This is a genomic window from Pseudomonas caspiana (assembly GCF_002158995.1).
Classification (GTDB): Bacteria; Pseudomonadota; Gammaproteobacteria; order Pseudomonadales; family Pseudomonadaceae; genus Aquipseudomonas; species Aquipseudomonas caspiana.
On sequence record NZ_LOHF01000029.1, the window covers coordinates 14,188 to 36,661 of the forward strand.

A 22,474-nucleotide genomic window follows, 5' to 3' on the forward strand; every position below is an offset into this window, starting at 1 on the left:
GTCAACACTTTCACAGCTGGAGTGAAGATGATTCGTCTCGATGACCTTGCCTTGTTCGTGCGTACAGCCGCATTAGGCAGCTTTTCCAACGCTGCGCGGGAGGTGGATCTGCTGCCGGGACAAGTAGCGGCGGCGATCAAACGCCTGGAACGCGAGCTGGATGTGCGCCTGTTCGCGCGCTCCACCCGCAGCCTGCGCCTGACCGTTGAGGGCGAGCAGTACTTGCCCAACGCGCAAACCGTGCTCGATACCCTGAAAGACGGTCGCGAGAAACTTCGACGCGAGAGCGCCGAGTTGCGGGGTGTGCTGCAAGTCGCCGCACCTTCGGACCTGGGGCGTAACGTGCTGCTGCCATGGTTATCCGGGTTTCGGCGCGAGCATCCCGGGCTGTCGATGCGACTGTTTTTATCCGATCAGGTGGCGGACATGTTCCGCGACCCGGTGGACGTTGCGATTCGCTACGGCATGCTTGAAGACGCCAATTACATCGCCCTGCCGCTGGCAACCTGGAATCGACGGGTGCTGGTGGCTTCGCCCGACTATCTGCAACGCCATGGACGGCCACAGACGCCGGACGATCTGGCGCGGCATGACTGCTTGCTCTACACCTTGGGCGGACGGGTCTATGACAAATGGCGAGTCGGCGCACGGGTGATATCGGTGTCGGGGCCGCTATTCTGTGATGACGCGGACGTGGCGCGGCGCTGGGCGGTATCGGGGGAAGGCATTACCTATAAATCGTGGCTGGACGTCAGTCAGGACATCAAAGCCGGACGGCTGGAAATTCTGCTACCGGATTATCCCGGAGAGCCGGTGCCGCTGAATCTGGTATGCCCGCACCGCAAACAGTTTTCACCGGCGATTCAGCAATTGCATTCATTGTTGAAAGGGAAGTTTGCGGAGCTGGAGCAGGAGTTGCCTGTGCTGCTTTGATCCCGAGTTACCGCAGGGAGCAACGTCCGATCATATATTGCGTGTTATTTGATGAGATCCACCCATGCAACGAACCACCGAACGACTGCTACTCAGACCACCTCGCCCATATGACCTGGCCGCAATGTTCGCCATCTACAGCGATCCCGCCACCAACGTGTTCAATCCCAACGGCCCGATAAAAGAGCTGGCGCAGGCGCAGATATTTCTGAATGGCTGGATGCATCACTGGCATGAACAGGGTTATGGCTGGTGGGCGGTGGCGACTCGGGAAGCGCCGGATCAAATCATCGGTTTTGGCGGTGTGGCGTTGATGAAGTATCTCGACGTCGAACGGGTCAACCTCGGGTATCGCTTCGGTGTACCGGCGTGGGGCAAGGGTTATGCGACGGAGCTGGGCCATGCGGCGCTGGACTATGCGTTCAACGAACAGAGGCTACCAAAGGTATACGGACTGGTTCGGCCCACGCATCAGGCCTCGATCAGAGTGCTGGAAAAAATCGGAATGGAACGTGTTGATGTACTGAACGATGTGCCGGGGCAAGCGCCCAGTCTGGTGTTTCTGGCGAACCGGCGTTGATGTCGCGGCAGGCCTGGATGGCGGCCTGCCGACAACACTTAGAGCGTCAGTGCATTTTGCTGTGATCGTGCATCGAGCCATGATCCGGCGCGTTCAAGGCACGAGCGGTGGCTTCGACCGCAATCGACTGTTTTACACCTTTGTCATCCTCGACAATCAGCGTCAGCGGGACTTTATCGCCCTCTTTCACCTGAGCCGTCAGATTGATCAGCATGATGTGATAGCTGCTTGGGTCCAGCACCACTGGCTTACCCGCAGGCAAAGCAATCGAGGTCACTTCCTGCATGCTCATCACATCGTCTTTCATGCTCGATTGATGAATCTGCACGATTTTTGCCACCGGCGACTGCGCCTCCAGCAGCTTGCTGTCAGCACTGGCCGTCAACGTCAGGAATGCACCCGTGGACGCCTGCCCCGGCACCGTTGCGCGTACCCACGCATCGTCAACAACGGTTTGCGCTGACGCCTGAGCGGCAAGGCCCAGTAGTGAGAGTCCCAATAGCGCTTGCTTTAGGAAAGTTTTCGGTCGTTCAAGGTTCATCAGCAGACCTCCATGACAGTCAGCAGATCTTCTGTGCACTGTTGGGCAGAAAGAGAATGGGACAGGCCAAGACGCAGCACGCCACGCGTGTCGTAGACGTAACTGGTGGCGGTGTGGGACATGGTGTATGTGTCGCCAGTCGGGATTTTCTCGTAAAACACGCCGTACTCTTTCGCCGTGGCGGCGGTTTCTTCGAGGGTGCCGTACAACGCGACAAAGCTCGGATCGAACGCTTTGACGTAGGCGTCGAGCATTTGCGGCTTATCGCGTTCCGGGTCGATGGTGATGAAGATCACCTGCAGCGTATCGCCATCCGGCCCCATCAACTTCTTGATCTGCGCTGCACGCGCCAACGCTGTCGGGCAAACCGCCGGGCATTGGGTGAAGCCGAAAAACACCATCGGCATCGTGCCGCGAAAGCTCGAAAGGGTTTTCACGTTGCCCTGCGGGTCCTTCAGTTTGAAGGTCCGCCCGAGAATCTTGTCGCTCAAGTCCTTGCCGTATTTGAACGACAATTTGTTGGAATCACCGCAACCGGCAAGCGCGCCCAGACTCAGCACGCTCATGCCGCCGAGAAGCTGGCGGCGGGTCAGTAATGTGTTCATGTGTGGCCTCATGAAGAACAACGGAGGCACTAAACGGCTCCGTTGCTCAAATTCTCTGTGCTGCTAAAGCCGCGTAGGTTACCTGTGACATTTCCTACAGTCGCTGTAGTAATGTCAGAAAATGCTTCACGGCGTTTTCCATCCAGTCTTGATCAGCCCTGACTGCGCACAAAGGCGACAGACGGCGCGCGATACGTGACGATAAGATCGCAGAGAACCAGCGCCAACAGGCTCCAGCCCAATACCGGCAAGCATATGCCGAGACCCACTGCCACCATCAACCACACTGTCCTGGCGACGGCACCAGACTGTCGCCACGCATCCACGACCGTTGGCTGTCTTACGAGAGTCGGCCTGCGCCGCCACCACATCAGGTAACCAATGATCACCATCACCACCAGTCCGCTGGCAAAAAACACCAATATCAACTGATTGGCCAGCCCGAACAGCACGCCCATGTGCGCGTCTATGCCCCAGCGGGTGAGTTTGGCAGGCAACGTGTATTGGGAGAACTCGACCTGATCAACTACCGCCAGGGTATTGGGATTGATGGAGACGGCATCGACTTGAGTCGGCCAACTGCGATCAATCTCGGCGACCACCCAGGCTTTCTCGGGTTTGCTCGACGGGCGGATTTCCACCTTGGCCGCTTCGATATTGGCGTTACGTGCCGCGGCCAGAACGCTGTCGAACAGCGCGGGATTCAGCGTGCTGTTAGAAACGGCTGGCGCCATGTGCATGTGATGCTCGGCGTGCTCGTCCATCGGCATATTCATGTTCATTGCCGGGTCCGCCGGTTTCGCCAGGGTCGTCGCAACGCTCGGCGTGGACCAGCCGTAATAGGCGCGCAGCACACCAATGTTGTCGCCCGCGTATTGCGACCAGGTCAGACCGGTCGCCGAGAAAAACAGCAAGCCCAGCATTAACCACAGCCCAGCGCTGGCATGCCAGCTACGCAAACTGCCGCGCAGCGTCCGGGCACGTTTGCGCCGCACCGCCCACAAAACAATGCCGCCCGCCGCCGCGACCCACAGCCAGGAAGCGGCCAGTTCGCTGTAGATGCGGCCGACGTCACCGAGCAGCAAACTGCGGTGGAACTGATCGATCCAGGTGCGCAACGGCAATATCCCGCTGGTGCCGTAGACCTTCATGTCGCCGCGAATCTCCCCACTGACCGGATCGACGAACAGCGCGCGATGCTCCGACTCGCCCAACCCCGGAACGTTGAACATCACGCGGGTGGTGTCGCCCTGATTGGGCGCAGGACGAACTGCCGCGACCGTCGGCCCCGGTCCGGCGGCCTCCTGAGCACGACGCACCTGGGCTTCGAGACTCAAGACCGGGCCGTGGGTTTCGGTATGCAGCGCATGGGCGTAGAGGTATTTTTCGATCTGCGGCGTCAGGGCATAAACAACCCCGCTAAGTGCCGCGACCAGAATGAAAGGCCCGATAAACAGGCCGATGTAAAAGTGCAGCCGTTTCGTCAGAGCGACAAACGCGCTGGACGACGACTGTGCAGGTAAAGCAGACATAGGGCTCACCAACGGCTAAACGCGCCCGGCCGGGAAAAATCCCGGCGAGGCAAAAAATCGATATTGGTTTTTAACGGCGAGTGGGTGCCGTCAGGGAGCCTGCGGGTTGAGCCCGGGGAAACACTGGCGAGAGGTACGGCCCGGCCAGAGCGAAGGGAAGATAAAACGAGGGCTGCGAGTACGAATCAGCCAGCTCAGGGCGACGAAAAAAATCATCGCCAGGGTCAGCGTCCCGGCAAAGGAACAATCGCCAAACAACGATTGCATGCTGCCCGGCGTCGCCATGGTTTTGCTGGCGCCGTCCATCGGCATCGACATGTCCATCGACATCTCGTGGTGCGCGTCACTCATGGACGCGGTGCCGTGATGCTCATGGTGGGAAGGCGCCGCTGCGGGCTCCCCGGAAAACGCCCCCATCATCTGGCCATGACTCATGGCGCACGCGAGTCCATTGAACAGGATGAAGGCGTACAGCATCCAGGCAATGGGCGAGCGATGGGTTCGGAAGAAATTCATGGCGGCTAATTTAGCATTTCAGCCGGGGGTAAGACAGGACGCGGGTCAATGCAGGCTCGAAGGACCGACTTTAGTCGGGGGCGCGCAATGCCTGACGACGAAATGCATCGACGTGCCGACGTCCTCCCGGCGAAAGCCGGCCCTTCAAGATAGTCGGCCTGCAAATTCGCCATGGCGTATGAGCACATCTTCACAAAAAAGTTCACGACTGATAACGATTTGTATTTGCTGTCGTATTCACACCTTGCTAGGATCGCGTCACCTTGCGTTTTACGTAGTCCGGCAGTGTCTTGAACATTTGTGTCAAAACATCCTGCCAGGCGGTCTCGTGCGCTTAATTATTTGGCCCAATGTCAGGATCACAGAATGTCCCGTCCCGCCCTATCAGCCTTGACCATCGCCCTGGCGCTTGGCATGTCCGCCACTGCTTTCGCTGCCCCGGTCCGCCTGGACCTTCCAGCTCAACCATTGGCGGCTTCGCTGACCCAATTGGGTCAAGCTAGCGGCATGACGGTGACATTCGATCCGCAACAGGTGGCTGGCAAGCAGGCCCCCACAGTGCGCGGCGACCTGGAACCCGCTCAGGCGCTGCAACGCCTGCTGGAAGGCAGCGGACTGACAGCGAGTGTGCAAGGCAATTCGGCACGAGTGACCCAGCCGACTCAAGGCGTGGTTGCTCTGGACGGCGTGAACATCAATGCTGATTACGGCCTTGCAGGCGTAGCAACGACTGAAGGGACTAACTCTTACACCACCGGCTCGATGAACACCGCGACCAAGTTGCCGTTGTCGATTCGTGAAACGCCGCAGTCGGTCAGCGTTGTGACGCGCCAGCGCATGGACGACCAGGGCATGAACGATGTGAACGACGTCGTTAAATATGCACCGGGTGTGACGCTGCGCAAATTTGGTCAGGACCGTCAGCAGTTTCTGGCTCGTGGTTTTACGATTGATAACCTGATGTACGACGGGTTGCCAACCATCCTCAGTACCTTCACTCAGGACACACTGGCAGAAGCGGATCTGGCCCTGTACGACCGAGTGGAAGTAGTGCGCGGCGCGACCGGTCTGATGACGGGTTCTGGTAGCCCGTCGGCAACCCTGAATCTGGTACGCAAACGCCCAACAGCGACGCCGCAAGTGAGTATTACAACCAGCGCCGGCAGTTGGGACCGCTATCGCACAGAAGTTGACGCCTCCAACAAGCTCAACGAATCCGGCACTGTCCGTGGACGAGTAGTGGCTGCCTATCAAGACGACAAGAGCTTCGTCGACGAGCGCAACAAACAGCGCCAGACTTTCTACGGCATCCTTGAAGCCGACTTGAACGAGTCGACTACATGGACCATCGGAGCCTCCAAACAAAAAGACGACGCAACTTCAGATTGGGGCAGCCTGCCATCCGGCCGTAACGGCGAAAATCTTGGGTTTTCGCGCTCGACGTTCCTGAGTGGCGACTGGGCCTACTGGAATCGCGACAACGTCAGTGTGTTCACTGACCTGACGCATCGCTTTGACAACGGCTGGAACGGCAAACTGGCAGCGTCCAAGATCTGGGCCAAATCCGATACCTTCTCCAACTACATCGCGTTCCCTTTCCCGGACCCGGGCGTCGGTTATGAACAGGGCGCTGGCCAATACGACACCAAAGACACGCAAAACAATCTGGACGCGTCTCTTTCTGGCCCGTTCCAGTTATTTGGGCGCGAGCATGATCTGAGCTTTGGCGTCAGCCATCGCCAGGAAAAATTCGATCAGCGTGGCGGCTTCTGGGCCAACTATGCAGTTGATCCATTCGCCATCACCCCGGGCACTGTACCTAAACCCTCAGCTGATACCCGAACCCCGTATGCAAGCAAAAACGTAGCCACCGAGAACGCAGCTTATGCCGTCGCTCGCTTCAACCCGATTGATCCGCTGCACGTGATCATCGGTAGCCGGTTGAGCTGGTATGACTACGACAATCAGAGCGGCACTGGCGACTATAAGGTCACTCAGGAAGTTACACCGTACGCGGGTGTTATCTACGACCTGAACGATACCTACTCGGTGTACGCCAGCTATACCGAAATCTTCAAGCCGCAAAGTGAACAGAATGCTTCTGGCTCCGCATTGAAACCGATGACAGGTGAAAGCTATGAAATTGGTCTGAAAGGCGAATACTTCGATGGTGCACTGAACGCATCGGTGGCGTTGTTCGACATGACTCAGGAAAACCGCGCCTATCTGATTCCAAACCAGAGTCTCGCGAACTGCCCGTCCTTCCCGGCATCCAGTTGCTACGACACAGCGGGCGAAGTTCGTAGCCGCGGTATCGACACCGAGATCAGCGGCGCGATCACTCCTAACTGGCAACTCTCCGCAGCCTACACCTACCTGCTAAGCCAGTACGTCAAAGATGCAAGCAACGAGGGCAAGCGGTTTGGTGCCGATCAGCCCAAGCAACTGTTCAAAGCCGCCACCAGCTATAACCTGGAGGGTGACCTCAACAAGTGGCGTGTCGGTGCAGACATTCTTGCCCAAAGCGATACGTTCAACCGTGTCGGTAACGGCCACGCCACTCAGGATGCTTACTCGGTCGTAGGCCTGATGGCAGGCTACAAGTTCGACGAACACTGGGATGGCCGCGTCAACTTCAACAACATATTTGATACCAAATACTGGCAGGGTATTCCTACCGGCTCGGGCAGCGGCGTCTATGGCGACCCACGTAACGTGATGTTCTCGTTGAAGTGGACCCTCTGATTCAGACAGGCAACACATTCCGGTAGGAGGCAACTTGTTGGCGAGACAGTGTGTCAGGCACAACTTCTCGCGAACAAGTTCGCTCCTACCGATAAATGCCTCTTCTGTTGGAGCGCGCTTGCAGTCAAAGCTGCGCTTCAACTGCTGCCTTATCAATAACTGACCACACCTCCATAATCCTCCCCTCGCGAAACCGGTAGAACACGTTCTCGCTGAACTGCACTTTCCGGCCATTGACCGGCAGGCCCATGAACTCCCCAATCGGGGTGCAGTTGAAATCGAGCCGGGCGGCGATGTGTTCGGGGTCGGCGATCAAAAAGCGAATGTGGAACTGCAGGTCCGGAATCTGCCGGTAGTCTCGTTCGAGCATTTCGCGGTAGCCACTCAGGCCTACGCGCGTGTCGTTGTAACGCACATCCTCATCAACAAACTGCCCCAGCGCAGCCCAGTCCTGCTGATTCAGACAGGCGATGTAACCTCGGTAGACGTCACGCAGGTCGCTGCTCATCAAATACCTCCGGCAATAAAAAAGCCCCGATCTGATGGCTCAGACCGGGGCTTTTTGGTTCAAGCGTTTACATCAGGCAAGGTCGAAGCGATCAAGGTTCATCACTTTGGTCCAGGCCGCGACGAAATCGCTGACGAACTTCTCCTGCGCATCACCCGCGGCATACACCTCGGCCAGCGCACGCAACTGGGCGTGGGAGCCGAAGACCAGATCGACGCGAGTACCAGTCCATTTGACGGCACCGGTCTTGCGATCGCGACCTTCGAACTCGTCTTTGGCCTCCGATACGGCGCGCCACTCGGTGCTCATGTCCAGCAGGTTGACGAAGAAGTCGTTGGTCAGGGTTTCCGGACGCTGAGTGAACACGCCATGTCGGGTTTGACCGACGTTGGTGTTCAACACCCGCAGGCCGCCCACCAGCACGGTCATTTCCGGCGCGGTCAGGTTCAGCAGTTGTGCCTTGTCGACCAGCAGCGCTTCAGCCGAGGAGCCAAAACGGCCCTTCTGGAAGTTACGGAAACCATCAGCGACCGGCTCCAGGAACCCGAACGACTCGACATCCGTCTGCTCTTGCGAGGCGTCGGTACGGCCCGGCGCGAACGGCACGGTGATCGCATGACCGGCGTTTTTCGCCGCTTGCTCAACGCCAGCAGAACCGGCCAGCACGATCAGGTCAGCGAGGGAGATTTTCTTGCCGCCTGTTTGTGCGCTGTTGAACTCGCTCTGGATACTTTCCAGTTTCGCCAGCACATGCGCCAGTTGCTCCGGCTGGTTGGCTTGCCAGAATTTCTGTGGAGCGAGACGCAGACGCCCGCCGTTGGCACCGCCGCGTTTGTCGGAGCCCCGGAAGCTGGAAGCTGCCGCCCACGCAGTAGAGACCAGTTGCGAAACCGACAGACCCGATGCCAGGACTTTTGCCTTCAATGCAGCCACGTCGTTCTCATCGACCAAGGCGTGATCAACGTCTGGAATCGGGTCTTGCCACAGCAATTCTTCGGCTGGCGTTTCCGGGCCGAGATAACGGGACAGCGGGCCCATGTCGCGGTGAGTCAGCTTGAACCAGGCGCGGGCGAACGCGTCGGTCAACTGGTCCGGATTGGCGAGGAAGCGACGGGAAATCACTTCGTAAGCCGGGTCAAAGCGCAGGGCCAGGTCGGAGGTCAACATGGTCGGCGTGTGGCGTTTGGACGGATCGTGAGCGTCGGGAATCAGACCGGCGCCTGCGCCGTCTTTTGGACGCCACTGGTGAGCACCCGCCGGGCTTTTGAACAGTTCCCACTCGAAACCGAACAGGTTTTCCAGGTAGTTGTTGCTCCACTGAGTCGGCGTGGTGGTCCACGTCACTTCCAGGCCGCTGGTGATGGTGTCGCCACCTTTACCGGTGCCGAAAGTGCTTTTCCAGCCCAGACCTTGTTGCTCGATATCTGCCGCTTCGGGTTCTGCGCCAACGTTGTCCGCCGGGCCAGCACCGTGGGTTTTACCGAAAGCATGACCGCCAGCAATCAGGGCCACGGTTTCTTCGTCGTTCATGGCCATGCGGCCGAAGGTTTCGCGGATGTCTTTCGCCGAAGCTACTGGGTCCGGGTTGCCTTCAGGGCCTTCAGGGTTCACGTAGATCAGCCCCATTTGCACGGCGGCCAATGGATTTTCCAGATCGCGACCCGGCGCGTCATTACGGCTTTCTTCGGTGCCGTGCTTGCCTGCATCGGCCACCAGCACGCCCTCGCCTTCGGGCTGCGCTTCCTTACCGTAGCGCGTATCGCCACCCAGCCAGGTTTTCTCGGAACCCCAATAAACGGCTTCTTCCGGCTCCCAGACATCAGCCCGCCCGCCGGAGAACCCAAACGGTTTGAAACCCATGGTTTCCAGGGCGACGTTGCCGGTGAGGATGATCAAGTCGGCCCAGGAAATCTTGCGGCCGTACTTCTGCTTGATCGGCCAGATCAGACGACGCGCTTTGTCGAGGCTGACGTTATCTGGCCAGCTGTTGAGCGGCGCAAAACGTTGTTGACCGGCACCCGCGCCACCACGACCGTCAGCGGTGCGATAGGTCCCGGCGCTGTGCCAGGCCATGCGGATGAACAGCGGACCATAGTGACCAAAGTCGGCTGGCCACCAGTCCTGCGAGTCAGTCATCAGCGCGCGCAGGTCCTGCTTTACAGCTTCCAGATCGAGGCTTTTGAAGGCAGCGGCGTAGTCAAAGTTTTCGCCCATCGGGTCGGACAAGGACGAATGCTGATGCAGGATCTTCAGATTGAGTTGGTTCGGCCACCAGTCGCGGTTGGTAGTACCGCCACCCGCAGCTGCGTGATTAAAGGGGCATTTCGATTCAGTCGACATGTTTTATTTACCTTTGGTCGAGTTCATGCGCTGCCGGGCCGGGTCCAGACCTCGAGCAGCGATGTGGTTCATCACGGCACAACATGCATGGCCAGCTCTGGATCTGCAGATAGCTGTTGCCACGCGGAAACTCTAAAGAAACGGCCAGCGGCTCGCCAGCGCCAGAACAAGCCTAGACGGCGTTTGAGCAGAGAGCTAATAAGCTAAGTCTTGTGTGTCGATAGACATACTCTGTCAATCGATAGACAAAACTTGAAGGTATGAGCTTTTTTGTGGGGGATTGCCTATTCAGGCTCAGAGAAACACGCGGTTGCGCGGAAGAAAACAACCTGTTGGAGCGAGTAAGCGGCATTCCGACTTGCCCGCAAAGAGCCCAGACGAGGTTTACCTGATACTCCGCGGCGCATGATTCGCGGGCAAGCCTCGCTCCCAAGAGCCATGCGCAGAATCGCCTTAGCCCGCACCCTGAGGAAAACGCAGCGGGTCGGAGAAACTTGCCAGCAGATGGTCGTAAATCAGACGAACGCGCGGGGCTACGGGTCCGCGCTGTGGGCGATAGATGAAAAGCTCCCATGGCGGTGGTGCGATCTGCGGCACCACCTCAACCAGCTTGCCCTCTCGCAAATGAGGCTCCGCCAGATAGCGGGGAATTTGGGCGTAAGTCAGCCCGGCCAGAACGATTTCCAGCTCGGCTTCGGGATCGTCGCAGGAAAAAGCCGCCGACTGCGGCATGAACGTCTGGCCATCGGCGAATACCCAGGGCCACGGCCTTCCGCTCTTGCGATCAATCAGCACGGATAGCGGGCGCTGCTGGAGTTCGTCCAGCGTCGATGGCAGCCCGGTTTCCGCCACCAGTTGCGGCGCAGCCACTACATGAAAGGGAACAGTGCCCGCAGCCCGGGCAATGTAACGCCGGTCCCGGATGTAGCCGACCCGAATACCAATATCGACTTGAGCCTCTACCGCATCGGTTATCTCATCATCAAAGCGCAAATCGATGCGCAACTCAGGGTGCTGGCTCATCAAGGGTTTCAGGAATTCCAGCAGGAACAATCGGCCGATGGCATAAGGAGCGGTGATGCCCACGCGTCCGGCCAGGCCGTTTTCCTCAATGTCGGTGTGGCGGGTGAACAACTGGTCGAAGCCGCTCAGGGTTTCCCGGGCCTGTCGTGCCAGGTCCTCGCCGAACGCCGTGATATGGATCTGCCGGGTACTGCGGTGAAAAAGCATTTCGCCGAGGGTATTTTCCAGTTCTTTGATGGCCCGCGTCACGCTCTGCGGCGAAGTGCCCAGACGGCTTGCGGCTTCGCGGAAGGTGTCCGATTCGGCTGCAGCACAGAAAATTCTCAGCATTTCGACGCGGTTGAGCATGGGGTGATTACTCCTTGTTTGACATCCAGAAATAGAACAGCAAACGAATATCCTGTGGGAGCGAGGGAGCGCGCAGTCCCTGTGCCAGCTACCTATTTATTCCATTTTCTGGAATTCCTAAATCCTATCTCTTCCATTTATCGATAGGAAGAACACGACCACAATTGAGTTCGAAAGCAGTTATCCATCTCGAAACCAACTTAAGGGTATTCAGATCATGAGCAATAACATCGAAGGTAAAGTGGTCGTCATCACCGGTGCCAGCAGCGGCCTGGGTGAAGCCACTGCCCGTCATCTCGGCGGCTTGGGGGCGAAGGTTGTACTGGGTGCTCGTCGCAAAGCGAACCTGGACACTCTGGTCAACGAAATCACCGCAGCAGGCGGCAACGCGGTTGCCTATCAGACTGACGTAACCCGTAAAGAAGAAGTGGATGCGTTGATCAAAGGCGCGCTGGACACCTTTGGCCGTATCGACGTGCTGATCAACAACGCCGGTGCCATGGCCATTGCGCCAATGTCGGAAGGCAAGACCGATGAATGGGATCGCATGATCGACATCAACATCAAAGGCCTGCTCTATGGCATCGCCGCCACTTTGCCGGTCTTCCAGCAGCAAAACAGTGGTCACTTCATCAACATCGCTTCGGTGGCGGGCATCAAAGTCTTCAGCCCGGGCGGCACCGTGTACAGCGGCACCAAGTTTGCTGTACGAGCCATTTCCGAAGGGCTTCGTCATGAAGTCGGCGGCAGCATTCGCACCACCACCATCGAGCCAGGTGCAGTGGACTCGGAATTGAAACTGGGCAGCTCGCACCAGGCCAGTTCTGAAGCAGTAGGCGAGTTCTACAAACAAGCCATCCCTGCCAGCTCGGTAGCCCGCGCCATTGCCTTCGCCATTGAGCAACCGGCAGACGTGGACATTAACGAAATCGTGCTGCGCCCTACGACGCAGGATTTCTGATTAGAGACTGCAAACCGTCCCTGTCGTCCAGACGCTGCGCTGTCGCGCAGCAAACAGGGGCCTGTAGAAACGCGCTTGCCCGCGATTCGGTCTGTCAGCCGATGAATACATCGCCTGTTCTGACGTGATCGCGGGCAAGCGCGCTCCTACAGAAAATGCATTTCAACTCATGATCAAACCAGCTTGTCCAACGGCTCCCCCGCCGCTTTACCAGCCCCCTTCCTGAGCGAACTCTGTTCCTTCATCGCGGCGATTTCACGGGCGGCCTGTGCCTGGTCGAATGAGCCGTCCCATTTGGCAATCGCGATGGTGCCGATGCCGTTTCCGATCAGGTTGGTTACGGCCCGCGCTTCGTTAAGGAAACGGTCGACACCCAGCAGCAAGACCAGGCCCACCAGCGGAATATCACCGATCACCGACAGCGTTGCTGCCAGGGTGACAAACCCCGCGCCTGCAACACCCGCCGAACCTTTCGAGGTCAGCAGCAATACGCCCAGTACCACCAGTTGATCCATCAGGGTCAGCGGCGTATTGGTCGCCTGCGCCACAAAGATCGCGGCCATGGTCAGGTAAATGCAGGTGCCGTCGGAGTTGAAGGTGTAGCCGGTCGGCAAGACCATGCCCACCACCGATTTTTTGCAGCCCAGTTTCTCCAGCTTGACCATCATCCGTGGCAAAACCGCTTCGGTGGAGCAGGTCCCGAGGGTGACGAGAATTTCGTCCTTGAAGTAGCGAAGGAATTGCAGCAGCGGCAAGCCCGACCAGCGCGCCACGCTGCCCAGCACCACCACAATGAAGAACAGGGTCGTGACATACAGCGCGATGATCAACTGCCCCAACGACATCAATGTACCGATGCCGTACTTGCCGATGGTAAACGCCATACCAGCACCCGCGCCGATCGGGGCGAGCTTCATGACCATCGCGACGATGCGAAACAGCGTCTGCAGCAACAGGTCGATGACGTTGACCAGTGGCTTGCCGGTTTCACCCAACTGCACTAGCGCAACGCCCATCAATACCGAGACCAGAATCACCTGCAACATTGCGCCTTTGGCGAAGGCGTCGAACAGCGTCGTGGGAATGATGCCGAGGAAGAACTCGATCACTCCGCCCTGTGCTGCCGCCGCCTGGGTGTAACCATTGACCGCGCTGGCGTTAAGGGTGTTGACGTCGATGTTCATGCCAACGCCAGGCTTGAGCACGTTGACCACGACAAGGCCGATGACCAGCGCCAGCGTCGATAACACTTCGAAGTAGATCAGCGCCTTGCCGCCAATACGACCGACTTCCTTGATGCTGCCCATTTTGGCAATGCCGACTACAACGGTGCCGAAGATGATCGGCGCCAGCAGCATTTTGATCAGTTTGATAAAGCCATCGGCGAGGGGTTGCAGCTTTGCACCGATGTCAGGAAGGAAGAAACCGATGGCACCGCCAATGACGATGCCTATCAGTACCTGGACATACAGCTGGCCGTACCAGCGTGTAGGTGTGTCGCTCATGAGAACCTCGATCTTGTTGTTGTATGAGGAATTTGACGCGCCATTGCGCTGCTTTCGTGGGACCGGCTTTAGCCGGGAAGACTGCTTTCCTGACGCAAAAAATGCATCGGATGTACAGAAGTCTTCCCGGCTAAAGCCGGTCCCACGTCGGCACAGAGACTCAGATCAACTTGCTGTATCAGGCCCCCTCACCCAGCTCACGCATCACGGCATACAGCGCAGACTTGGCTTCGAAACCGACGCCCGGAATGTCCGGCAAACCGACGTAGCTGTTCTCGACTTTGATGCCATCGGCGAAACCACCGAATGGCTGGAACACGTCGGGATAGGACTCGTTACCGCCCAGATGCAGGCCTGCCGCGAGGTTCAGCGACATCTGGTGGCCGCCATGCGGGACAACGCGGCGCGATGACCAGCCCAGCTCTTTCATCACGTCCAGAGTGCGCAGGTATTCCACCAGACCGTAGGACAGCGCGCAGTCGAACTGTACGAAGTCGCGATCAGGGCGCATGCCTCCGTGGCGCAGCAGGTTGCGGGCGTCCTGGTGGGAGAACAGGTTTTCACCGGTCGCCATGGGCAGGTCATAGTGATTGGCCAGTTCAGCCTGAAGCGCGTAGTCCAGCGGATCGCCCGCCTCTTCGTACCAGAACAGGTTGTACGGTTTGATGGCCTCGGCGTAGGCAATCGAGGTTTTCAGATCGAAGCGGCCGTTGGCGTCCACAGCCAAACGACGGCCATCGCCCACCACTTCCAGCACGGCCTCGATACGGCGGATATCTTCATCCAGCGGTACAGCACCGATTTTCATCTTCACTACGTCGTAGCCGCGGTCCAGATAGCTCTGCATTTCGGCCTTGAGCTTGGTCTGGTCCTTGCCGGGATAGTAGTAACCGCCTGCCGCGTAGACCCAGACTTTGTCATCGGCGACGCCGTTGCGATAACGATCAGCCAACACACGATACAGCGGCTTGCCTTCAATCTTCGCAACGGCGTCCCACACCGCCATGTCGATGGTGCCGACTGCCACTGAACGCTCGCCGTGGCCGCCTGGTTTTTCGTTGGTCATCAGGGTTTTCCAGATGGCGAACGGGTCGAGGTTATTGCGCTCGTGGTCGATCAGGCTGTCTGGGTCCGCTTCGGTGATACGCGCCAGAAACCGGTCCCGCATCAGCGCGCCCTGGCCATAACGCCCGTTGGAGTTGAAGCCATAACCGATCACTGGCTTGCCATCGCGAATCACGTCAGTAATCACGGCGACGACCGAGCAGGTCATTTTCGAAAAGTCGATATAGGCGTTGGCAATAGGCGATGCGATAGAAACGGTTTTCTCGCGAATGTCCACGATGCGCATGGAAAGTCCTCTCTGATTATTAGGTGGCCGCTGCTATCAGCTGGCTGCCAGAGAACTCTAGGGCTAGCGGCCCAGGCGCAGCCAATGCTTATAATCGAGCACCTCATGCACAGGTGGCATTGCCCATGGAACTCGCTTGGCTGGAAGACTTCGTCGCACTGGCGGAACTGGAAAACTTCTCTCGTGCGGCCGACTCACGCCATGTCACCCAACCGGCGTTCAGCCGCCGGATCAAGTCGCTGGAAAACTGGATGGGCGTTGAGTTGTTTGAACGCACCACCCATGGCGCGACGCTCACCGATGTCGGCCGACAGATGCTCGGCAACGCGCAGGACATGACGCGACGCCTGCATCAGATGCGTCTGGACGCTCGCGAGCTGGCGGGCAAACAATTGCGGACGCTGTACTTCGCGGCGACTCATTCGCTGTCGTTCACGTTTTTTCCCGGCTGGATCAGGAGCATCGAACGCGAAGCACCGATCGAAGGCGTGCGCCTGCATTCGGACAACATGCGTTCTTGCGAACAAATGCTGCTGAACGGCGAGGTGCAATTCCTGCTTTGTCACCATCACCCGGACGTGCCGCCACGATTTGCCAGCGAGCAGTTTCTGGGTAAAGCGGTGGGCCTCGATGTGTTGCTGCCGTTGTGCGCGCCGGGGCAGCGCAGCGTGGAGTCCAACGACCCGCTGGACTATCTGGGTTACACCGCAGATTCCGGGCTGGGCAGAATCATCAATTGGCGGCTCAATCGCTCGCAACCCGAGCAACCACTGCAAACCCTGTTCAGTTCCCACCTGGCGGCGGTGCTGCTGTCGATGGTGCAGGAAGGCAAAGGCATGGCCTGGCTGCCGCGCACATTAGCGGAGTCTGAAATGGGCCAGAACCGCCTGGTGCGAGCGCTGGAAGAAACCTGGGACATCCCGGTGGAAATCCGCCTGTTCCGCGCCCGTACGCCGCTGAGTGATTTCGCCGAGGCGTTCTGGAATGGGTTGGGGTAGAACCAGCAGCGACGTGGGACCGGCTTTAGCCGTGAAGGCGGCATTCCTGACAACACAAATGTATCGGCTGTACTGGCCTCTTCCCGGCTAAAGCCGGTCCCACGTCAGTTCATTGCCGCGTCTCAGATCCTGATCAACTGAGGTACTATCGACGGCTCTTTGTTGCCTGGGTGCATTTGCCGGATGTCTTCAACTGATTCCCTTCCCGCCGTTCTTGCTGGCCCTCTGTTGCGTCGCCTTGAGCCTCAGCGTCTGGTGATGTGGCTGGTGGGTTCGCGACCGTTGACGTTGACCCTTCGCCTTCCGGGCCATGACTACCCGCTGAATGAACAGCAATGCCAGGTCGTTGCAGTAGGTCGCAATGCCTTCATTCACCTGATCGACTTGCCGCTGGATGATGCCCTGCCCTGCGATGTCGCCATTGCCTACGACTTGTTGATCGACGGCCAGCAAGGCATCGCCGAATGGGCGCCGCATTTGCTGTATGCCGACCGATCCCTGCCGGACTTCGTGCTGCGCAGCACCATCGAACAATTGCTCCACGGCTCTTGCCGCAAACCCCATCACGCTTCAGATGAAGGCCTGCTGTGCGCCGACCGGCTAATCGCTGCCAATCCGGATGCCGAGCATCGCCCGGCGCTGTTGATGATGAGCGGCGATCAGGTTTACGCCGACGATGTGGCCGGGCCGATGCTGCGCGCTATTCATGCATTGATTGAACGCCTGGGTCTGTTCCATGAGCACCTGGACGGAGCCGTGATCAGCGACAGCGCCGAGCTCTACAACCATCCGGCCAGCTACTACAACCGCGCCGACCTGTTACCGGCATTGAAGAGCAACGATACCCTGCGCGAACGGTTCTTCGGTGGCGCGCGCAAGCCGATTTTCACCAGCAGCACCGCCGATAACCATCTGGTGACGTTCTCTGAAGTGATTGCCATGTACCTGCTGGTCTGGTCACCGGTGCCGTGGACGCTGATCGACCCGACACCTCCTGTTTTCGAAGCCGGTGAACAACCTCGCTATGAACAGGAACAGCAGCGTATCGACGCTTTTGTCGACGGTTTGGGTGGCGTTTCACGGGTTTTCGCGCATCTATCCTGCCTGATGATTTTCGACGATCACGACGTAACGGACGACTGGAACCTCTCGGCCAAGTGGGAAGAAACCGCCTACGGCCACCCGTTTTCCAAGCGCATCATCGGCAACGCGTTGCTGGCCTATTTGTTGTGTCAGGGCTGGGGCAACAATCCGGATGCCTTCCCTGGTTTGCTGGAGCAGACACAGCAACTGGTCAACCAAGCACCTGATGCAAACGGTTATCTGCAAAGCGAAGCCCTGGATACGCTGATCACCCGGTTACTGAAGTTTCAGCAATGGCATTACGTGCTGCCCACCTCCCCTGCATTGGTAGTGCTCGACACCCGCACCCGGCGCTGGCGCAGCGAATTCAACCTGCATCAGCCTTCCGGTCTGCTGGATTGGGAAGCGCTGAGCGAGCTGCAACAGGATTTGCTCGATCACCCTTCGGCGATCATCGTGTCACCCGCGCCAGTGTTCGGCGTGAAGCTGATTGAAACTGTGCAGAAGATTTTCAGTTGGTGTGGGCACCCGCTGCTGGTCGACGCCGAGAACTGGATGGCGCATCGGGGCGCCGCGCAGGTCATTCTGAATATCTTTCGTCACTCGCGAACGCCGGGCAATTACGTGATCCTGTCGGGGGACGTGCATTACTCGTTCGTTTACAAAATCCTGATTCGCCATCGCACCGCTAATCCGCATATCTGGCAGGTCACCAGCAGCGGCTTGAAGAATGAATTCCCGCAAAGCCTGCTGGACTGGTTTGACCGTCTGAACCGTTGGCTGTATTCGCCTCGCTCACCACTGAACTGGTTTACCAAACGACGCCTGATGCGCGTAGTCCCGCGTATCCCGGAGCACAGCAAAGCCGGGGAGCGGCTGTGGAATTCGGCGGGCGTGGGGCAGGTTTTCTTCGATGACGAGGGCCGGCCAACCGAGATTTATCAGCTCAACGCCAACGGTCGTGAGCCGACACGGTTTATCGAGCCAGACGCTAACGCTTAGCCGTCGAAGGCTTTGTTCAGGGCGTCACGACCTTTGCTCGTGACGTTCAAGGCCCTGGAATCGAGCTGGCGAGTCACCCAACCGCGCTTGAGCATTAGCTCCAGAATGGCGGCACCCAGTGCGCCGCCGATGTGCGGCGAGCGCTCACTCCAATCCATGCACGGATAAGCCAGCCGTCTGCGCTGACCACGCATCGCATCAACATCGACGCCCAGTTTCACCAGTCGCTCAACGCCTTTTTCAGTCAGGGTGTAATCCCGGCCCTGCGCCTCAATCCAGTCGGCTTGCAGCAGAACATCGTGAAGCTTGACTGCGACCTCGCCTGCGCAGTGGTCGTAACAGGTTCGGGCATGTCTGAGAGCTGCGGGCGTGCTGGGCTGGAACGGTGTTGCAGGTTGGCCAGTGATCGACAGCAACGACTCCAGGGCTCGCGCCACCCGGCTATTGGCCAAGCGGTAATAGCGATGGCGACCCTGCACCAGTTGCTCGACCAACCCGTGCTCACGCAGGCGCGAAAAATGATTGCTGGCCATGGAGGCGGTCACGTCGGCAACCGCGGCCAATTCGGTGGCGGTGCGCGCCCGGCCATCGAGCAAGCTGCACAGCATGCGCGAGCGAGCCGGGTCAGCAATGGCGCCCGCCACTTCAGCGAGCGAAACCTCTGCGCATTCGACATCCATAGTTCAGCCATCCCTGAAGCATCGTTTTGACCGCTCATCATACTGAGGTTCACAGCACATTTAGGGATTGAGTCATGATGCAACCGGGTTTCTTTGGCAGCAAAGTCGTCGCTGCCACGTTTGTAATGGCTGTGTTTGGCTGGGGTATTGGTTTCTACGGACCACCGATTTTTCTCTATGCCGTGTTGCAACGCACCGACTGGTCGGTGTCACTGTGCTCGGCGGCAGTGACGTTGCACTTTCTGGCGGGCACGCTGGTGATCGTCAACCTGCCGCGTCTCTATAAGCGTTTTGGCCTGGCACGCGTCACCGTATCGGGCGCAACCGTCCTGGCGATTGGCGTATACGGCTGGGCGGTGGCAGCTCAGCCTTATCAACTATTCATCGCGGCGCTGCTCAGTGGTTTGGGCTGGGTGACCATGGGCGCGGCGGCGGTAAATGCCGCTATCGCTCCGTGGTTTGTCAGCAAGCGCCCCGCCGCGTTGGCCATGGCTTACAACGGCGCAAGTATCGGCGGGGTGATTTTTTCATCGGCGTGGGTTTACCTGATCAGCCAGTTGGGCTTTGGTCAGGCCGCGCTGTGGGTCGGTGGCTTTTCGATCAGCGTTATTGCCCTGCTGTCGTTCAAGGTCTTCGCCATGCGCCCGGAACATGTGGGGCAACATCCCGACGGTGCTGAGCAGCCGCCCGCCGAGGCAATCAGCCCGTCGATGGCCCCTTCAACCTCGCTGTGGCGCAATCGGCAATTTTTGACCCTGGCAGCGGGCATGTCGCTGGGCTTGTTTGCGCAAATCGGACTGATTACGCATTTGTTTCTGGTGCTCGTGCAGCATCTGACTGAGCAAGAGGCGGGACTGGCGATGGGGTTGGCCACGGCCAGCGCAATCGTTGGACGAACGCTAGTGGGCTGGCTGATGCCTGCCTATGCAAACCGACGCAATGTGGCGTGCCTGAGTTATGGCATTCAACTGCTGGGTTGCATCGTAATGCTCGGCGTTAGCCAGGCTCCAGGGCTGGTCTGGCTGGGTGTGATCCTGTTTGGCGCGGGCATCGGCAACGCGACTTCGCTGCCGCCACTGATTGCTCAAGCGGAGTTCCCGCGTCAGCACACCCAACGCGTGGTGGCGCTGATCGTTGCGACGGCGCAAGGCTGTTATGCATTTGCTCCGGCGATTTTCGGGGTGGTGAAGTCGTTGAGTGGTGAGGCGAATAGCGGGTTGTTGATATTTACCCTGGCGGCAGTGATTCAAGGGCTGGCGATAGTGGTTTTGCTGGCGGGGAAGATCAGGCCGATCAAGCAATCACACTAGCTTGAATTGGAATGCTATCCCTGTGGGAGCGAGGCTTGCCCGCTCCCACATAGGACGCATTTCAACCCAAGGATCTCATCATTCGTTCAATCGATAGTCACCATCAAAATTCGCAAGTTCTGCTTTTTTCGGCAAAGGAGGAGGATGGCCACATACCGAAACCGCTTGCGAGGAATACGCGATGAGATTTTCTACCCTGCTGACTCTTGTCGCCGTATTGACTGGCGGTGCCTTTGCCCCTGCCTTCGCCGCCGAGCAAGCGACTTGCCATTTCCAGCCGGTTGCCGATAGCAATTCCGGCTTGCAACACTCTCAATCTGTGGGGGTGCTGTACAGCGAAAACACGGTCAGCACCCTGCAATATCTTGAGCAGTACCATTCGGTCGCATTGAACGGGGCGAAAAATAACGGCCTTGATCCCCGCATCCGTGAGGCGTTCGTCAACAGTTCCGATCCGAAACTGGCCATCGACTGGCTGAAAGGTTCGCTGCAAAAAGAATTCGCCTCGGTGACTGTGTACGACAACCTTGATGCGGTGATGCAGGCCAGACCCGATGTGGTGGTGATGCTCGACACCTACAACCGTCTGGTGACCCAGCGTAATACTCAGGTTGAAGCGCGGTTTGTCGCCAAGTTCTATGACGCCAACCTGCAGTACATTGGCAAGGCCGAAGGTTATGGCGGCAAGGAAATGACTTCAGTGTGGGTGCATGACAAGGCTGCCGCAGAAATCGCTGCGCAGATTGATCAGCAACGTGTGCTGCAAGTGAATGCGCTGAAACAGTTCGATGCGTCGCTGAAGGCGCTGGTCGTTTCGGGACAGGTTGCGGCGAATTGAGGTGTTGGATTTCTGTGGGAGCTGAGCTAGCTCGCGATAAGGCTGGACGTGATCTAAAAGTGAACCGCGTCCAGCCTTATCACGAGCAAGCTCAGCTCCTACATTAGATCTCCGAGGCATCAGCCACCGCCCCACGTATCGCATCCAGCAACATCGCAAACGCTGGATTATCGTTATCCGACCTCCAGATCAGGTGCAGTTCGCTTTGCACGCCCTCACCCAGATCGATGTCGCGAAATGTCACGCCTTTGAACACCACGCTCGCCGCGCAGCGCGGCACCAGTGCCAGGCCCATACCGGCGTTGACCAGCGCCAGAATGGTCAGCGACGATCCCAGCCACTGCACATACTGCGGCGCCACCCGTGCCGAGCGGAACATGCCGGTCAGCAACTCGTTGAACGGTGGATAAGCCGCGTGGGAATACATCAGGAATGGCTCAGCATCCAGGTCCGACACTGACACCGTTTCAGCGCTAGCCAGCCGATGAGTGCTGGGCACCGCCAACACAAACGGCTCGCGCACCAAGCACTCGGTAGCGAACCCCGGCTGCAGCAACGGTGAACGAACAATCCCCAGATCAATGCGTCGCGCCCGCATGGCTTCGTGCTGCTGGTAGGTGTTCATTTCTTCCAGCGAGATTTTCACCTGCGGCTGCTTGAGCCGGGCTTCGGCAATCACCTTGGGCAGAAACTCATACACCGCACTGCCGACAAAGCTGATGGTCACCGAACCGATATCACCTTCAGCAAATCGCTTGGCTGACGCCGCAGCTTGCTGAGCCCGCTCCAACAGGTTCTGCGCTTCCACGAAAAACGCCCGCCCCGCCGCCGTCAGCGCCACACTGCGAGTGCTGCGGGTAAACAGCGCCACGCCCAGATGATGTTCCAGCAGTTGAATCTGCCGACTCAAGGGCGGCTGGGTCATATTCAGACGCTCAGCGGCGCGGCGAAAGTTGAGTTCGGTGGCGACGGTGGTGAAACAGCGCAGTTGGGCAAGCTCAAACATTGATTCATTCCAGGTATCAATCAAGTGCCAATCTAGATTAGACCGGAACAAAGACTGCGTCCATGATCG

General features: G+C 58.3%; 19 protein-coding genes. 8 read left to right on the top strand and 11 right to left on the bottom strand.

Features of this window, described 5'->3' with window-relative positions; genetic code table 11:
• Positions 1 to 27 precede the first annotated feature (27 nt).
• Together AUC60_RS24315 and AUC60_RS24320 are read left to right on the top strand one after the other, a co-directional pair.
• On the top strand, positions 28 to 933 hold the full coding sequence (locus AUC60_RS24315) for a LysR family transcriptional regulator (protein WP_087273682.1): 906 nt from the start codon (positions 28 to 30) through the stop codon (positions 931 to 933).
• A gap of 64 nt (positions 934 to 997) precedes the next feature.
• On the top strand, positions 998 to 1,513 hold the full coding sequence (locus AUC60_RS24320) for a GNAT family N-acetyltransferase (protein ID WP_087273684.1): 516 nt from the start codon (positions 998 to 1,000) through the stop codon (positions 1,511 to 1,513).
• 46 nt (positions 1,514 to 1,559) lie between these two features.
• Here AUC60_RS24320 and AUC60_RS24325 read toward each other — a convergent pair whose 3' ends face one another.
• From AUC60_RS24325 to AUC60_RS24340, 4 genes are all read right to left on the bottom strand, one after another.
• Positions 1,560 to 2,054 (bottom strand): copper chaperone PCu(A)C, encoded by a 495-nt coding sequence (locus AUC60_RS24325; protein ID WP_087273686.1) that lies wholly within the window; start codon positions 2,052 to 2,054, stop codon positions 1,560 to 1,562.
• Positions 2,054 to 2,659 (bottom strand): SCO family protein, encoded by a 606-nt coding sequence (locus AUC60_RS24330; RefSeq protein ID WP_087273688.1) that lies wholly within the window; start codon positions 2,657 to 2,659, stop codon positions 2,054 to 2,056. Before AUC60_RS24330 ends, AUC60_RS24325 begins: the two co-directional genes overlap by 1 nt.
• Positions 2,660 to 2,811: 152 nt before the next feature.
• Positions 2,812 to 4,191 carry a PepSY-associated TM helix domain-containing protein gene (locus AUC60_RS24335; protein WP_087273691.1) on the bottom strand — a complete coding sequence of 460 codons (1,380 nt, stop codon included), beginning with the start codon at positions 4,189 to 4,191 and terminating at the stop codon, positions 2,812 to 2,814.
• A 90-nt stretch (positions 4,192 to 4,281) separates the two neighbouring features.
• Positions 4,282 to 4,707, bottom strand: coding sequence for a hypothetical protein (locus AUC60_RS24340; RefSeq protein ID WP_087273692.1), 426 nt, complete (start codon positions 4,705 to 4,707; stop codon positions 4,282 to 4,284).
• Positions 4,708 to 5,073: 366 nt separating this feature from the next.
• On the opposite strand from AUC60_RS24340, the gene AUC60_RS24345 reads away from it, so the two are divergent.
• Complete coding sequence (locus AUC60_RS24345) at positions 5,074 to 7,452, top strand: TonB-dependent siderophore receptor (RefSeq protein ID WP_087273694.1); 2,379 nt, start codon at positions 5,074 to 5,076, stop codon at positions 7,450 to 7,452.
• Positions 7,453 to 7,576: 124 nt separating this feature from the next.
• Here the strand turns inward: AUC60_RS24345 and AUC60_RS24350 are convergent, their stop codons facing one another.
• The 3 genes from AUC60_RS24350 to AUC60_RS24360 all read right to left on the bottom strand — a co-directional run bounded on the left by AUC60_RS24350 (position 7,577) and on the right by AUC60_RS24360 (position 11,671).
• A complete protein-coding gene (locus AUC60_RS24350) occupies positions 7,577 to 7,960 on the bottom strand; it encodes an ester cyclase (protein WP_405623845.1) in 384 nt (127 codons plus the stop codon).
• Between the two features lie 72 nt (positions 7,961 to 8,032).
• Positions 8,033 to 10,300, bottom strand: a complete 2,268-nt coding sequence (katG, locus tag AUC60_RS24355) for a catalase/peroxidase HPI (protein ID WP_087273697.1) — start codon at positions 10,298 to 10,300, stop codon at positions 8,033 to 8,035.
• 453 nt (positions 10,301 to 10,753) lie between these two features.
• Positions 10,754 to 11,671: a LysR family transcriptional regulator gene (locus tag AUC60_RS24360; RefSeq protein ID WP_087273699.1), complete on the bottom strand. Its 918-nt coding sequence runs from the start codon at positions 11,669 to 11,671 to the stop codon at positions 10,754 to 10,756.
• A gap of 217 nt (positions 11,672 to 11,888) precedes the next feature.
• On the opposite strand from AUC60_RS24360, the gene AUC60_RS24365 reads away from it, so the two are divergent.
• Positions 11,889 to 12,632: an SDR family oxidoreductase gene (locus AUC60_RS24365; protein ID WP_087273701.1), complete on the top strand. Its 744-nt coding sequence runs from the start codon at positions 11,889 to 11,891 to the stop codon at positions 12,630 to 12,632.
• Positions 12,633 to 12,805: 173 nt separating this feature from the next.
• Here AUC60_RS24365 and dctA read toward each other — a convergent pair whose 3' ends face one another.
• Both dctA and AUC60_RS24375 read right to left on the bottom strand, forming a co-directional pair.
• On the bottom strand, positions 12,806 to 14,137 hold the full coding sequence (dctA, locus tag AUC60_RS24370; RefSeq protein WP_087273703.1) for a C4-dicarboxylate transporter DctA: 1,332 nt from the start codon (positions 14,135 to 14,137) through the stop codon (positions 12,806 to 12,808).
• A gap of 178 nt (positions 14,138 to 14,315) precedes the next feature.
• Complete coding sequence (locus AUC60_RS24375; RefSeq protein WP_087273705.1) at positions 14,316 to 15,488, bottom strand: mandelate racemase/muconate lactonizing enzyme family protein; 1,173 nt, start codon at positions 15,486 to 15,488, stop codon at positions 14,316 to 14,318.
• A 125-nt stretch (positions 15,489 to 15,613) separates the two neighbouring features.
• On the opposite strand from AUC60_RS24375, the gene AUC60_RS24380 reads away from it, so the two are divergent.
• Entirely contained in the window at positions 15,614 to 16,486 is an 873-nt protein-coding gene (locus tag AUC60_RS24380; protein WP_087273706.1) for a LysR family transcriptional regulator, read from the top strand.
• Positions 16,487 to 16,669: 183 nt separating this feature from the next.
• Positions 16,670 to 18,571 carry a metallophosphoesterase family protein gene (locus AUC60_RS24385; RefSeq protein ID WP_087273708.1) on the top strand — a complete coding sequence of 634 codons (1,902 nt, stop codon included), beginning with the start codon at positions 16,670 to 16,672 and terminating at the stop codon, positions 18,569 to 18,571.
• Here the strand turns inward: AUC60_RS24385 and AUC60_RS24390 are convergent.
• Entirely contained in the window at positions 18,568 to 19,251 is a 684-nt protein-coding gene (locus AUC60_RS24390) for an ArsR/SmtB family transcription factor (protein WP_087273710.1), read from the bottom strand. The two genes, AUC60_RS24385 and AUC60_RS24390, sit on opposite strands and share 4 nt — an antisense overlap.
• Positions 19,252 to 19,325: 74 nt before the next feature.
• Between AUC60_RS24390 and AUC60_RS24395 the strand changes: the two genes are divergently transcribed.
• Complete coding sequence (locus AUC60_RS24395; RefSeq protein ID WP_087273712.1) at positions 19,326 to 20,561, top strand: MFS transporter; 1,236 nt, start codon at positions 19,326 to 19,328, stop codon at positions 20,559 to 20,561.
• Positions 20,562 to 20,742: 181 nt separating this feature from the next.
• The gene (locus tag AUC60_RS24400) at positions 20,743 to 21,399 is read left to right on the top strand and encodes an ATPase (RefSeq protein ID WP_087273714.1); all 657 of its coding nucleotides are present in this window, start codon (positions 20,743 to 20,745) and stop codon (positions 21,397 to 21,399) included.
• Between the two features lie 103 nt (positions 21,400 to 21,502).
• On the opposite strand, the gene AUC60_RS24405 is transcribed toward AUC60_RS24400, so the two are convergent.
• Entirely contained in the window at positions 21,503 to 22,405 is a 903-nt protein-coding gene (locus AUC60_RS24405) for a LysR family transcriptional regulator (protein ID WP_087273716.1), read from the bottom strand.
• Positions 22,406 to 22,474: the final 69 nt, after the last annotated feature.

What these genes read in the sequence shown, in the direction of transcription:
- AUC60_RS24360 (WP_087273699.1), bottom strand. Translation starts at nt 11,671, where the DNA reads ATGCTCAACCGCGTCGAAATGCTGAGAATTTTCTGTGCTGCAGCCGAA.
- AUC60_RS24335 (WP_087273691.1), bottom strand. Translation starts at nt 4,191, where the DNA reads ATGTCTGCTTTACCTGCACAGTCGTCGTCCAGCGCGTTTGTCGCTCTG.
- AUC60_RS24400 (WP_087273714.1), top strand. Translation starts at nt 20,743, where the DNA reads ATGAGATTTTCTACCCTGCTGACTCTTGTCGCCGTATTGACTGGCGGT.
- AUC60_RS24385 (WP_087273708.1), top strand. Translation starts at nt 16,670, where the DNA reads ATGTCTTCAACTGATTCCCTTCCCGCCGTTCTTGCTGGCCCTCTGTTG.
- AUC60_RS24320 (WP_087273684.1), top strand. Translation starts at nt 998, where the DNA reads ATGCAACGAACCACCGAACGACTGCTACTCAGACCACCTCGCCCATAT.
- katG (WP_087273697.1), bottom strand. Translation starts at nt 10,300, where the DNA reads ATGTCGACTGAATCGAAATGCCCCTTTAATCACGCAGCTGCGGGTGGC.
- AUC60_RS24390 (WP_087273710.1), bottom strand. Translation starts at nt 19,251, where the DNA reads ATGGATGTCGAATGCGCAGAGGTTTCGCTCGCTGAAGTGGCGGGCGCC.
- dctA (WP_087273703.1), bottom strand. Translation starts at nt 14,137, where the DNA reads ATGAGCGACACACCTACACGCTGGTACGGCCAGCTGTATGTCCAGGTA.
- AUC60_RS24395 (WP_087273712.1), top strand. Translation starts at nt 19,326, where the DNA reads ATGATGCAACCGGGTTTCTTTGGCAGCAAAGTCGTCGCTGCCACGTTT.
- AUC60_RS24375 (WP_087273705.1), bottom strand. Translation starts at nt 15,488, where the DNA reads ATGCGCATCGTGGACATTCGCGAGAAAACCGTTTCTATCGCATCGCCT.
- AUC60_RS24380 (WP_087273706.1), top strand. Translation starts at nt 15,614, where the DNA reads ATGGAACTCGCTTGGCTGGAAGACTTCGTCGCACTGGCGGAACTGGAA.
- AUC60_RS24365 (WP_087273701.1), top strand. Translation starts at nt 11,889, where the DNA reads ATGAGCAATAACATCGAAGGTAAAGTGGTCGTCATCACCGGTGCCAGC.
- AUC60_RS24315 (WP_087273682.1), top strand. Translation starts at nt 28, where the DNA reads ATGATTCGTCTCGATGACCTTGCCTTGTTCGTGCGTACAGCCGCATTA.
- AUC60_RS24330 (WP_087273688.1), bottom strand. Translation starts at nt 2,659, where the DNA reads ATGAACACATTACTGACCCGCCGCCAGCTTCTCGGCGGCATGAGCGTG.
- AUC60_RS24340 (WP_087273692.1), bottom strand. Translation starts at nt 4,707, where the DNA reads ATGAATTTCTTCCGAACCCATCGCTCGCCCATTGCCTGGATGCTGTAC.
- AUC60_RS24345 (WP_087273694.1), top strand. Translation starts at nt 5,074, where the DNA reads ATGTCCCGTCCCGCCCTATCAGCCTTGACCATCGCCCTGGCGCTTGGC.
- AUC60_RS24350 (WP_405623845.1), bottom strand. Translation starts at nt 7,960, where the DNA reads ATGAGCAGCGACCTGCGTGACGTCTACCGAGGTTACATCGCCTGTCTG.
- AUC60_RS24325 (WP_087273686.1), bottom strand. Translation starts at nt 2,054, where the DNA reads ATGAACCTTGAACGACCGAAAACTTTCCTAAAGCAAGCGCTATTGGGA.
- AUC60_RS24405 (WP_087273716.1), bottom strand. Translation starts at nt 22,405, where the DNA reads ATGTTTGAGCTTGCCCAACTGCGCTGTTTCACCACCGTCGCCACCGAA.